This window comes from Mesorhizobium sp. P2_C7 (assembly GCF_056404515.1).
This window is the reverse complement of sequence record NZ_JBFUDW010000006.1, coordinates 344,466-356,944: the sequence shown is the minus strand read 5'-3', so window position 1 is coordinate 356,944 and position 12,479 is coordinate 344,466. Positions and strand designations below refer to the sequence as shown.

The 12,479-nt window shown below is 60.6% G+C and carries 11 protein-coding genes and 1 pseudogene; 6 read left to right on the top strand and 6 right to left on the bottom strand.

Annotated features, from left to right (window positions below):
• Position 1: 1 nt before the first annotated feature.
• The 5 genes from AC1D2G_RS15635 (at position 2) to AC1D2G_RS15615 (ending at position 4,931) form a co-directional block, all read left to right on the top strand.
• Complete coding sequence (locus tag AC1D2G_RS15635; RefSeq protein ID WP_477415059.1) at positions 2-850, top strand: transporter substrate-binding domain-containing protein; 849 nt, start codon at positions 2-4, stop codon at positions 848-850.
• Between the two features lie 29 nt (positions 851-879).
• Positions 880-1,593 carry an ABC transporter permease gene (locus AC1D2G_RS15630; protein ID WP_477415057.1) on the top strand — a complete coding sequence of 238 codons (714 nt, stop codon included), beginning with the start codon at positions 880-882 and terminating at the stop codon, positions 1,591-1,593.
• On the top strand, positions 1,593-2,306 hold the full coding sequence (locus AC1D2G_RS15625; protein ID WP_477272455.1) for an ABC transporter permease: 714 nt from the start codon (positions 1,593-1,595) through the stop codon (positions 2,304-2,306). The genes AC1D2G_RS15630 and AC1D2G_RS15625 overlap by 1 nt, the downstream gene beginning before the upstream one ends.
• 44 nt (positions 2,307-2,350) lie before the next feature.
• Positions 2,351-3,943: a gamma-glutamyltransferase gene (gene ggt / locus AC1D2G_RS15620; protein WP_477415055.1), complete on the top strand. Its 1,593-nt coding sequence runs from the start codon at positions 2,351-2,353 to the stop codon at positions 3,941-3,943.
• A 223-nt stretch (positions 3,944-4,166) separates the two neighbouring features.
• Complete coding sequence (locus AC1D2G_RS15615) at positions 4,167-4,931, top strand: SDR family oxidoreductase (protein WP_477415053.1); 765 nt, start codon at positions 4,167-4,169, stop codon at positions 4,929-4,931.
• A 201-nt stretch (positions 4,932-5,132) separates the two neighbouring features.
• On the opposite strand, the gene AC1D2G_RS15610 is transcribed toward AC1D2G_RS15615, so the two are convergent.
• The 6 genes and pseudogenes from AC1D2G_RS15610 to AC1D2G_RS15585 form a co-directional block, all read right to left on the bottom strand.
• Positions 5,133-6,425, bottom strand: a complete 1,293-nt coding sequence (locus AC1D2G_RS15610) for a glutamine synthetase family protein (RefSeq protein WP_477415051.1) — start codon at positions 6,423-6,425, stop codon at positions 5,133-5,135.
• Between the two features lie 110 nt (positions 6,426-6,535).
• The gene (locus AC1D2G_RS15605) at positions 6,536-7,933 is read right to left on the bottom strand and encodes a transaminase (RefSeq protein ID WP_477415050.1); all 1,398 of its coding nucleotides are present in this window, start codon (positions 7,931-7,933) and stop codon (positions 6,536-6,538) included.
• Positions 7,934-7,954: 21 nt separating this feature from the next.
• The gene (locus tag AC1D2G_RS15600; RefSeq protein ID WP_477415048.1) at positions 7,955-8,161 is read right to left on the bottom strand and encodes a hypothetical protein; all 207 of its coding nucleotides are present in this window, start codon (positions 8,159-8,161) and stop codon (positions 7,955-7,957) included.
• A gap of 444 nt (positions 8,162-8,605) precedes the next feature.
• A pseudogene (locus AC1D2G_RS15595) lies at positions 8,606-8,872 on the bottom strand (bile acid:sodium symporter); the annotation flags it as partial.
• Between the two features lie 349 nt (positions 8,873-9,221).
• Entirely contained in the window at positions 9,222-9,635 is a 414-nt protein-coding gene (locus tag AC1D2G_RS15590) for an ester cyclase (protein WP_477415046.1), read from the bottom strand.
• Between the two features lie 156 nt (positions 9,636-9,791).
• On the bottom strand, positions 9,792-10,676 hold the full coding sequence (locus tag AC1D2G_RS15585) for a LysR family transcriptional regulator (protein ID WP_477415044.1): 885 nt from the start codon (positions 10,674-10,676) through the stop codon (positions 9,792-9,794).
• Positions 10,677-10,816: 140 nt separating this feature from the next.
• Here AC1D2G_RS15585 and AC1D2G_RS15580 point away from each other — a divergent pair, with 140 nt between their 5' ends.
• Entirely contained in the window at positions 10,817-12,466 is a 1,650-nt protein-coding gene (locus AC1D2G_RS15580; RefSeq protein WP_477415042.1) for an ABC transporter substrate-binding protein, read from the top strand.
• Positions 12,467-12,479: the final 13 nt, after the last annotated feature.

Below are 12,479 nucleotides of genomic sequence, written 5' to 3'. Positions count from 1 at the left end.
CATGAAATTATTACCCATTGCATGTCTTGCGGCCGCATTGAGCTTAGCTGCCGCTTTGTCGGCTTCGGCCGAGGATGCGCCAAAGAAAATCACCATAGCGACGGAGGGCGCCTATGCGCCCTGGAACTTTACCACTGCTGATGGAAAGCCCGATGGCATGGAGGTCGAGCTCGCGCGCAATCTCTGTGAGCGTATGAAAGTCGAATGCACCATCATTACGCAGGACTGGGACGGGCTCATCCCGGCGCTGACGGTCGGCAAGTTCGACGTCATCATGGCAAGCATGTTCATCACCGACAAACGACTTGAAGTCATCGACTTCACTCAACCCTATGCCATCGATCCTTCCGGATTCGCCGTGGCGAAGAACAGTCCGCTCGCTGCGTTGGCCGGTTCGACCGAGAAGATAAAACTGGAAGACGCGGCACCCGCCAAGGCGGCGATCGACAAGATCAAACCGATGATCTCCGGCAAGATCGTCGGCGTCCAGGCCGCGACGGCGAACCTGGAATTCCTGAAAAAGTACTTCGACGGCACCGTCGATATCCGCGAGTACAAAACCACGGAACAGCACGACCTCGATCTCGCGGCCGGCCGTGTGGATGCCCTGTTTGCACAGCAGACCGCTTTGGCGGCAACGTTGGCCAAGCCGGAATTCTCAGGCTACACGGTCGCCGGTCCCGGCTTTCTCGGCGGGGTTTTCGGACGGGGCACCGGGGCAGGGCTGCGCAAGCAGGATACGGTGCTCAAGGCCATGCTCAACAAGGCGATCGACGAAGCCATTGCCGACGGCACCATCAAGAAGCTTTCGCTGAAATGGCTGAAAACCGACGTCACGCCGCCCAAATGAGCATCCCTTCCCGCAGAGCGAACTAGCCGATGCTGGATGGCGTTCGTCTGCTAGGGTTTGGCGACGGCGGCTGGGCGGGCGCCCTGCTCAGCGCTGCTCTCATAACGCTGCTGCTTTCGGTCGCCGGATTTATGGTCGGCTCTGTGATCGGCGCCGTGGCAGCCGCGGCCCGGGTCAGCGGGTCGCGCTCCCTCGGCCTGCTCGCCGATGCCTATTCCACGGTATTCAGGGGCGTTCCCGACCTCTTGACCATCTATCTCCTGTATTTCGGCGGTAGCATGGCGCTGACTGCGGTCGGCCATTGGTTTGGCGCCCAGGGCTTCCTCGGATTACCCGCTTTCGCCACCGGCACGACGGCAATCGGCATAATTTCGGGTGCCTATCAGGCGGAGGTATTTCGCGGTGCCTATATCGCCATCGACCGCGGCCAGATCGAAGCAGCGCGCGCCTATGGCATGCCGCCTGCGCTCATGTTGCGCCGGGTGATCGTGCCCCAGCTTATGCGCCACGCCATACCGGGGCTGGGGAATGTGTGGCAACTGGTGCTCAAGGATTCAGCGCTGATTTCGGTAATCGGGCTTGTCGAACTGATGCGTCAGGCACAGATCGGGGCCGGTTCGACTCGCGAGCCGTTTCTCTTCTACACGGCTGCCGCCGCGCTCTACCTGGCCATCGCCTCAGCGACCGGGTTGCTGTTCAAGCGCGCTGAACGTCGCGCGCTGCGCGGCATTCGGAGGGTGTGATGGATTTCGCCTTTTTCGCTGAAATATTGCCAAAGCTGCTTGCCGGCCTGCCGCTGACGCTTGAGCTTGCCGGCACGTCTATCCTGCTTGGCGCCATCCTCGCCTTGGCCTTGGCGCTGGCCCAGCGCCTCCGTCAGCCTTTGATTGACTGGCCGATCAAGGGTTTCGTCGCTGTGTTTCGCGGCACGCCCCTGTTGGTCCAGATATTCCTGATTTACTACGGCCTTGGCCAGTTTCGGCCGACATTGCAGGAACTCGGTCTGTGGGGCCTTTTCCGCGAACCTTACTGGTGCGCCATCCTGGCGCTGACCCTCAACACCGCGGCCTATGGCAGTGAAATCCTCCGCGGCGCCATGCAGTCGGTGCCGTCCGGCCAGATTGAGGCGGCGCAGGCCTTTGGCATGACGCGCCTCATGACGCTGCGCCGCATCGTCCTGCCGATCGCACTGCGCCAGGCTTTGCCAAGCTATGGCAACGAAATCATTTTGATGGTCAAGGGAACGTCACTTGCGTCCATCGTTACGCTGATGGAAATCACCGGCATCGCCCAGGGCATCATCTCGCAAACCTACCGGGCCATGGAAGTTTTCGTCTGCGCCGGCGCTATCTACCTGATCCTCAATTTCATCATCACCCGGACGCTGGGCCGGCTCGAATACAATCTGTCACGGCATCTGCGCCCTGCATCGGGCCTTGCGACCAGTCCGGCGTGATTGGCTAGCCGTCACAGAGTTCGTTTTAGGGAGTTTTTTCGCATATGAGGGATTTCGAGAAACCAAACCGTTCGGTCGTGGTCGCACGGCATGGCATGGCTGCGACGTCCCATCCGTCGGCCACGCTTGCAGCCGTTCGGATTCTGGAGGCGGGCGGCAACGCACTCGATGCGGCCATCGCCGCCAGCGCCGTACAGTGCGTGGTCGAACCGGGGTCGACCGGTATTGGCGGGGATTGTTTCGTCCTGATGTCGAAAGCAGGGTCCAGCGAGATCATCGCCTACAACGGTTCCGGCCGTGCCCCTGCGGCCGCAACAGCCGATTGGTATGCATCTCAGGGCATCACGGAAATCGAGCGTCACTCACCGCACGCGGTAACGGTTCCCGGTGCGGTTGACGCCTGGACACAGCTCAACGCCGATCATGGAAAATTTCCGCTGGGCCAGCTTTTCGCTCCTGCGATCGAGTTCGCCGAAAGCGGCTACGCCATCTCCCCACGCGTGCATTTCGACTGGGGACAGGAGGCGGTGCTGCTTTCGGCCGATTCTGCCGCAAAAAGCATCTTTCTGCCTGGGGGGCGGGCGCCGAGGATCGGCGAAGTGCACCGGCAACCCGCATTGGCCGCAACACTACGCAAGATCGCGAGCGGCGGACGCGACGCTTTCTACATGGGTGAGGTCGCCGATGACATGGTTTCTCGACTGCAAAGCTTGGGCGGTTTGCACACACTCGATGATTTTATGGGCGCCAGGGGCGAATATGTGACGCCAATAAAGACAGGTTTCCGCGGCCACGACGTCTACGAATGTCCGCCAAATGGCCAGGGCGTCATAGCGCTCATGATCCTCAATATCCTGTCGCGCTTCGAGGCCAAGGGTGACCCTCAATCCGCGGATCGGCTGCACATCGAGATCGAGGCGACGCGACTAGCTTATGCGGCGCGCGACGCTTTGCTCGCCGATCCGGCGAAGGTGGCGGTGCCGGTCGAGCAACTGCTTTCCGACGCGACGGCGGATCGTCTTGCGGGAATGATTGATCTTCGCCGCGCGCGCGCGGATCTTCCGTCATTCGACATGCCGGTGCATCGCGACACTGTCTATATTTCCGTCGTCGACAAGGATCGCAACGCTGTCAGTTTCATCAACTCGATCTATTATGGTTTTGGCTCGGGCATCGTCGCGGCGCGCTCGGGCGTGATGCTCAACAATCGTGGTATAAGTTTTTCGCTGGATCCCAAGCACCCCAACGTTGTCGAACCAGGCAAGCGCCCGCTGCACACTATCATTCCAGGCATGCTGGTGAAGGATGGGCGCGTTGTCATGCCTTTCGGCGTGATGGGTGGCGCTTATCAGGCCATGGGTCACGCGCACTTCCTGTCGAAAGTTCTGGATTTTGGCCTCGACCTTCAGCAAGCTATCGATCTGCCCCGCGTCTTTCCAATTCCTGGCACGATGGACGTGGAGGTCGAGAGCACGCTTCCAGTCGCGGTTCAGGAGGAACTGGCCTGTCGCGGATTCCGCATCGTCCCGGCGGAAGAGCCGATCGGGGGCGCCCAAGCGATCATGATCGACTGGATGAACGGAACGCTGCAGGGCGGTTCAGACCCACGCAAGGACGGCTGCGCAATCGGCATCTAGAACGCTACACAGGCGTTGGACGAGGAACAAAGGTCGGGATCTCATCCTGGTCGGATGAAGTCTGAGGCGAAAGTTTCCGGCAGCAGAGTGGACAGCCCTGAGCGGCCGGCTTCGGCATTTCGAGAACGCAAAGCGGCACGGGATGTTGCAGAGCGAAATCTTCGCACCACCGTCGCCCAATCTCCGTGGTAAGACCGCGACGGCGCAACCAGCGGAGTCTGATTTGACCATACCTTCTTCTACAACAAAGCGTGCGCTGATCACCGGGGCGGGTGCGGCCGACGGCATCGGCTTTGCCATTGCGTGGCAACTCGGCCATGCCGGTCATGCCGTTTTCCTGACCGGTGCCAGCGCGCGTGTGCGCGATCGCGCCGCCGCGCTTTGCGCCGAAGGCATCGATGCGGCTGCTGCGGTCGCCGATCTCACCATCGCTGCCGAAGTCGCGCGGCTGCGGGCTGATGTCGGCGCGGTCGATATCCTGGTCAACAATGCCGGCATGGGCTCACTGGCATCGCCGTCGGCCGACAAGGCGTTTCTCGCCATGACCGAGGCCGACTGGGACCAAGGGATCGACGTCAGCCTTAAGTCCGCGTTCCTGGCCACCCGCGCGTTTCTGCCGGCGATGGTGGAGGCAGGCTATGGGCGCATCGTCAATGTGGCGTCGGTTACCGGGCCGCTGGTGTCTTTCGAAGGAACATCAGCCTATTCCGCCGCCAAGGCCGGCATGGTTGGCCTGACGCGCACGCTGGCGCTCGAAGTGGCAAAAAGCGGCGTGACAGTCAATGCCGTAGCCCCCGGCTGGATCGAAACCGGTTCGTCGAGCGCAATGGAGCGGCAAGCTGCCCTGCACACGCCACCGGCGCGGGCCGGGCGACCGGACGAGGTTGCCGCAGCGGTGGTGTTCCTGGCATCGGAAGGTGCGAGCTACGTCAACGGCGCCCTGCTGGTGGTCGACGGCGGCAACAGCCTTCAGGAGCGCAAGGGCTGATCCGAAACCGACGGCCGTTCAGGATCGGGTCGCGCGTATGGAAAGCATTGGAAAGCGCTCGAGCGCAGGGGCGACCGGCCTTACGCCTTCCTCGGCGAATGGCGTTGAGCCAGTGCAGGTGATCTCGACCGGCTTCCGCCCCGTGCGCCCGGCAGTAGAGCCGGATGTCCGGGCCGACGAGATCTGGTGCTATCAGCGACATCATATGGCTTCAAGGTAGAGTTGATAGTCGAGTGGGGAGACGTAAGCCGCGAAGCGGGCGGCCTCAGAGCGCTTAACGGCCAGAAACACGTGATGCATCGTCTCTCCAAGCGCGTCCTTCAGGAAATCGGAGCGGTACGCGGCATCGATTGCGTCTGTCCAATTGCGGGGCAGGGAAGGTGCGTCTCCGACGGCGGAACCGTTGCCTTCGGCCGGCGGCCCAGGATCTCTTTCATTCTCCAGGCCGCGCTTCATCGCGGCAAGGGTTACGGCGGCAACCAGGAAAGGATTGGCATCGACTCCGGCCAGGCGCTGCTCCAGATGTCGACCGGCTGGTGAGCCGGCGGGCACGCGGATTGCAACCCCGCGATTGTTGATCCCCCAGTTGGGACTCGTGGGTGCGTAGCTCTGGGCGGAGAAGCGACGCCAGGAATTGTGATGCGGCGCCATGACCAGCATGCTGTCGGAGATCGAGTCGAGCAGGCCGCCAACCGCCGAAAGCAATGCCGATGACAGTTCGCCGTCGCGATCGGCGAAAAGATTGCGGCCATCGCAGTCGCAAAAGCTCGCATGCATGTGCATGCCCGATCCAGCGCGGTCGGCGAAGGGCTTCGCCATAAAGCAGGCCTGCATGTCGTGTCGGCGCGCCACGCCGCGCAGAAGATGCTTCAGCGCGACGAGGTTTTCCGCTGCCTGCATGACGTCGGCATGGTGCAGTGTCAGTTCGAACTGGCCCGGTGCATATTCCGAGATCAATGTCTCGACGGGGAGGCCTTGTTTGGCTGCTGCCCGGTAGAGATCGCGGCTAAATGGCTCCAGCCGATCGAGTTCCTCTACGCAGTACACGTTGGTCCCGAAGGGGCGGGTGCCGGTCAGCGGAAGGCGAGCCGGCCGCGGCCTGACCGACTCCCTGTTCGCGTCAATCAAGTAGAATTCCAGCTCGAAAGCGGCAATGGATCTCAAGCCGAGCGCCGCAAGTGCATCGATCTGGCGTTGAAGCACATGGCGGGGATCGGCCCAGACGGGTCGTCCATCCATCTCGTGAAGCGCGACCCGGAACTGCCCCCTTGGTGGATCGGTCCAGGGGGATGGCGCAAGCGAGAGCGGGAGCGGCCAGCCACACCGGTCGGCGTCGCCGTCCGACCAGACAAGACCGGTTTCATCGACGTCCTCGCCTGTCACGTCCAGTCCCAGGATAGATCCTGGCAGGTTGCGTCCGTTCTCCCAAATTGCTTGGACTTCGTGGCGCCGGACCGACTTGCCGCGCGCGATCCCGTTGGGATCGATCAGCATGAGATCGAAAGCCTCTATCTCGGGATGAGCCTTCAGGAAGTCTCGCAATTCTTCCGCCGAAGCACGCGCTCCCGGCGCGGTCGGCGTTGCGGGAGCCGCAATCTTTCTCATCATTCTGCCTCCAAGGGCAACAGGTCCAAAACGTTCCCAAAAGCGGCGAGGAAGGCAGTCGTGTCCGCTTCGGTCGTGTCGGGACCGACCAGCATCATGTTGTGGAAGGGCGTGAGCAGGAATCCGCGATTAAGGAGCGCGACATGCAGGAAGCGTTCCAGGGTCGGATCCGATGCAGCGCGCGCCTCGGCGGCATTGATGACGGGGGAAGGGCTGAAAACAATCTCAAGCCGTGCGCCGACCCGCGCCGTGTGCCAGGCAAGGCCGTGCTTTGCTATGAAATCCTTTATGCCCGCTTCCAGACGCTTCGCGCCTGAAAGCATCTTTTCGTAGTTTTCTGGCGTCATCAGGTCTTCGAGCGTGGCGCGCACGCAGGCAAGCTGCATGGCGCTTCCCGCCAGCGTTGTCCCTATGCCGGAATGGCCGTGATCGGATTCGGAGCGTGCAGCGAACAGACGGTTGTTCACCGCCTGCGTCATGCCCCAAACAGCCGCGGGAACCCCGCCGGCCACCGGCTTTCCAACCACGAGGAGATCCGGCTCGAGATGGTAGGCGCGGCCGTAGCCCCCTGGGCCGGTGGAGATGGTATGGGTCTCGTCGAGCAGCAGCAGAGTCTCGACCTTGCGGGTGGCCTGGCGCAGGAAGTCCCAGAATCCGGGCTCGGGAAGGATCATGCCGCAATTCGTCATGACCGGCTCTGCGATGATACAGGCAATGTCGTTCTTGGACAGTTCAGCTTCCAAAGCCGCTCGGTCGTTAAAGGCAATCATCACCGTGGTCTGGCTGGGGTCCTGCACCTGTCCGACCAGACTTCGCCGGGCTACAGTCCTGCCATCGACGAGGTCGACCAACGTGTCCTCGGCAGTTCCATGGTAGCATCCGTCAAAGACGAGAATGCGCTTACGTCCGGTTGCCGCACGAGCGGCGCGCAGAGCGAAGCGGTTGGCGTCGCTCGCTGTCACGGCCATCTGCCAACAAGGCAGGCCGAAGCGTTCGATGAGAAGCTCGCCGACCCGTTCGACATCCGCTGACGGCAGCATGTAGGTTAGCCCACGGTCCTCCTGTCGGCGCAGAGCCTGCATGACGGGAGCCGGGGCGTGGCCGAACATTGCACCGGTGTCGCCGAGGCAGAAATCCACGAGTTCGTTGCCATCTACGTCCCGTAAGCGGTTGCCCCGGGCAGTATCGATGACCATCGGGAAGGGCTGGGGCCAGTCCCGCATCCAGTGGAGCGGTACTCCACCCGTGAAACCACCAGTCGAATTGCGCGAGGCTCTGGCTGAGGAGAGAGGACGTCGATCGCTATATCTTTTGTTCTCGGCGGTCAGGAGCTCATCGAGCGCGGCCCGCACCGACCTGTTGTTCGAGGATGCTTCGACGGAAATTGAGGATGCCATGGGGGTTCTCCTTTGATGTGGTCAAGCGTAGACGCCGGCGGCGGCAGCCCGGCGCCGCGACCTGCCTATGGACGGCGGGCCATCTGCCGCCTGTGTGAAGATAGATTTCCCAAGCAGATCCATGCCGTCGAGGATGTCAGCCTCGATCGCTAGCTTCAGTCTGGTGACGTCGCGCCGTTCTATGGCGTCGATCGCGATCTTGTGCTTGTCCGTCAGGCGCGCTGTCATTTTGTCCCATCTTACGTTGACGGCCCCCGCCAATTCAAAATTGACCGCAACGCGCAATTCAATGTCTTGAGGATGCACCTATGCTGCCCGGACACACGGCGGTTTGCGTCAATTCGTGATCACATTTATAGTGCCGCTTATCGCATTGCAAGCTGTGCGAATTCGAAGGTGGCCCAGGGGTCAGCATTCCAGGAAATTCCGTAAAATCCAGCAATAACATGGTGTTGAATCCCTTGCATGGGCAGAATGATGGCCTAAGTGTGGCGTGGCTTTATATCGATTCGAACGCGTTCAGCCCGGGATTCATCAGAATCTGATGGCATTTGTGATCACAATAAAGGCGGTTCGCGTGAACTCCAGCAGGAATTTCCGACCGAATGTTTCCATGCCCTGCGAGCGCGGCGCGCCGCCGCATGCCCAAAACTTTTTTCCGACCACTGACTTTCAATTGCGTTGGGAGACGACTGCCAGCACGGACAGTTGAATCAGGTGAAACAACATCAACGGCAGCACGACGAGCGGTATCTGGTCGGCGTGGACGAGAATGCCGGCCATCGGCAAGCCGATGGCGAGGCTCTTGGTCGAACCGCAAGACAAGAGCGCCAGACGGTCGGCCTTTGGTATGCCGGCAATCCCGCCGGCGGTGGCGACGATTGCCAGCCCAACGCCGAGCAACAGCATGCAAAGAGAGATCAGGAGGCTGATGTCCGACCAGGAAAGACGGTGTCAGATTCCGGTGATAACACCCGCCGAGAAGGCGGAATAGACAGTCAGCAGGATTGAGGCACGATCGACGATCGTGTCACTTGCTTGTTTCGGGCCAGGAAATCCGCCGGTAGCAGCCGGGACAAGCGCCGGCGTGCTTGCTTGTCGGGCAGAATGTGAGGAAGGCGCCCAAATGCTAGTCCTCTGCGGCAACCCTCTCGGGAGGCAAAGCCTATACCGGTGTGGTTAACGCCAAGGAGCTTGTCCCACACTGTTGGGCGTGGCGTCTATCCCGGCGGTCCGACGACAGCCAACGATTCATCGAAACGCAGCCTGCCTATGGCCCGCCCTGAAGCTAGGAGGGAAACGCGCCTAGTTGCATCAGGAGGCCGAGGAGATCGGGCTGCCCGTATTCCTTGACGATCCTGCCGTTCTCAAGGTGATAAATGTTCAGTGCCTGGATGTGGATCGTCTTGCGAGTTGGCGGCACGCCCATGAATGGTCCGGTATGGGTACCGTTCATCGTGAAGCGGGCCGCGATCCTGTTCTCCTCGGTGATCGCTTCCTCCAACGTCCATTGGATGTCGGAAAAGCCTCCTCGCATCATTGCGATTGTCGCCATGTAGCCGGCAGGTCCGGTCACCGGCTCTGGCCTACCGGGGACATAGAAGATGGCATTCTGCGAGACGAGCTGGTTCGCCAGCTTTTCATCCGCCGAGTTGATGAATTCAACGAACCTGGCCATGAAAGAGGCGGCGGTGCTGCTCATAACAAACGTCCCAATCTGGCTGCAGCCGCGGCAGCGGCGATACAGACAGATGTACGGTTGAGACAGGGCGGGATAAACCGCGCCAATGATTGCTGACCTACAACAAAATCGCTCGAATTCGCGTCGCTGCCTTGTGCAGGTCTAGCAATCGCGGCGCTACCGTCCAAATTTGGCTACGGCGAAATCCAAAAAACTCCGAAGCTTGGCGGTTATGCGGCGATCGGGAGCGTAGATCACATTGAGCGGCCGGGTCGGCGGGCGATAGTCCGGCAAAATCCCGACGAGATCGCCACTTGCCAGGGCCTCACTCACGATTTCGCTCGGTTGTAGCAAGACACCTATCCCCGCCACAGCCGCGCATAGCAGGGGTTCGCCGTGATCGGCCATCACACGGCCAGATACGGGAACCACAACCCTTCCGTCCGGGCCGTCGAACGTCCAGTGCGTCCTCAACTCGGTGAAGGAAAACCCTAGACACTCATGCTGTTGGAGATCGAGAGGGTGCCCGATGGCTGGATGTGTCTCAAGGTACGCGGGAGAGGCGCACAGAACCAGTCGGTAGGGAGCCAAAGGTCTGGCGATGAGCCCGCTATCGCCAAGTTCGCCGGTGCGAAAGACCGCATCGTATCCCTCGTCGATAACATCGACCGCTCGATTGGAAAGCGTCAATTCCACGGAAACAAGCGGATGGGCCTTCAGGTATTCCGGCAGACGAGGACTTAGGCTGCGGATGCCGAAGCTGACCGGTGCGTTTATCCTCAGCCTGCCGGTTGGAACCGACTTTGTTTCCTCGGCTAACCCCTCTGCCATCTCAACTTCAGCGAGGATGTGCTTGGCTCGCTCATAATAGCCACGGCCGAAGTCCGTTAGGCTTTGCCGGCGTGTGGTTCGGTTTAGAAGGCGGACACCAAGATGGTCCTCCAACGCGCGAACGTATTTTCCGACGAGCTGCGGCGAGGTCGACATGGCTTCCGCCGCCGCTGAAAAGGAGCCGAGGTCCACAGCCTTAACGAAGACGGTCATGCCGGCGAAACGGTCCATTTCAATACATTTCGTTTCAAGTGTTGCTCTCTTGCGCCCACTTATCGCGAATACGTTTCATATGGAAGTGTGGCGGCCGGTTCGGTCTGAAAATCCCGCATGACCGTTCGCGCGCGGAACTGTCGCTCTAAGGAAGCAAAATGCCAATGTTTACAAGCAATTCCGACAAGGTTCCTGAACACGTCTACGCCTCGGCGGCATCCTGTCGGAATGGCCAGCTGGATCGTCGCGAATTCCTGGCACTGGCTAGTGCGTTCGGCGCATCGGCGCCGATGGCTTACGGGCTTATCGGTGCGTCGTTGATGCCGGCAATGGCGGCGGAGCCCAAGCGCGGTGGGACCCTGAAGGTAGCGATGTTCGTCAAGGACCCGAAGGACCCGCGGACAGCGGACTGGTCGGAGATTGCCAATGCTGAACGCCAGAYGCTCGAGCCGCTCGTCAAGTATACCGCCGACTACACTTTCGAAGGCCGCCTGCTCGAATCCTGGGAGGTCAACGACAATGCGACGCAGTTTGTCCTCCATTGCAGGCACGGCGCCACCTGGAACAATGGCGACCCGTTTACGGTCGATGATGTTGTCTTCAATCTGCGACGTTGGTGTGAGCGGGATGCTGCCGGCAACTCCATGGCCGGGCGGATGGGCACGCTCATCGATCAATCAACCGGCAAGTTGCGCGAGACGGCCATCGAACGCATCGATGACATGACCCTGCGGATCACACTTCAACAGCCGGACATTACGTTCATTCCTACTCTGGCCGACTATCCGGCCCTGCTGGTTCACAAAAGCTTCGACGAAAAAGGCGCGACTTTTAGCGCATGCCCAATCGGAACCGGACCGTTCGAGTTGGTTTCCTACGATGTTGGCGTCCGCGTCGTTTTGAAACGTCGTACAAATGGAAAGTGGTGGGGCGGGGAACCGCACCTCGATGGCATCGAGTTCATTGACTACGGGTCCGACCCGAACGCAACCTTGGGAGCGTTCGAAGCCAACGAGATCCACACGAATTACGAATCGCCGGTAGACCAGGTGGCAGCCTTGGATGGACTTGGGCTGGTAAAAGGTGAGGCGGCGACCGCGGGCACATTGTTGGCCCGGATGAATGTCGCCAACAAACCCTTTGACGATCAGCGGGTGCGCACCGCACTGCAGTTGGCCGTGGATAACAAGGTTGTGCTTGATCTTGGCTATAGCGGCGCCGGCGATGTGGCGCACAACCACCATGTCTCTCCAATTCATCCCGAGTACGTAGAGCTACCCGTGGTCGGGCGTGACATCGACAAGGCCGGCCGGTTGCTTCAGGAGGCCGGCCGCGCGGACTTCGAGTTCGAGCTCATCACGGCCGACGAGGACTTTCACCGGAATTCGGGCGACGCTATCGCCGCTCAGTTGCGTGAAGCGAAGATCAAGATCAAGCGCACCGTCCTGCCGGGATCAACCTTTTGGAATGATTGGACGAAGTACCCGTTTTCGATGACGACCTGGAACATGCGGCCACTCGGCGTCCAGGTCCTTGCCGTCGCATATCGGACGGGCGAGGCCTGGAACGAAACTGCTTGGTCAAATCCCGAATTCGACACCAAGCTCAATGCCGCACTTGCCATTCCCGATGCCGAGAAGCGCAAGGCTCTGATGAAGGACATCGAAGCTATGCTGCAGGATGCCGGGATTCTGATCCAGCCTTACTGGCGAAAGCTGTACAAGCACTGGGTCCCAGCCCTCAAGGGTGTCCGGGTCCATCCAACGCAGGAACACGAATACTTCGATGCTTGGCTGGATGAAGGCTGAACCTGAGAACCGC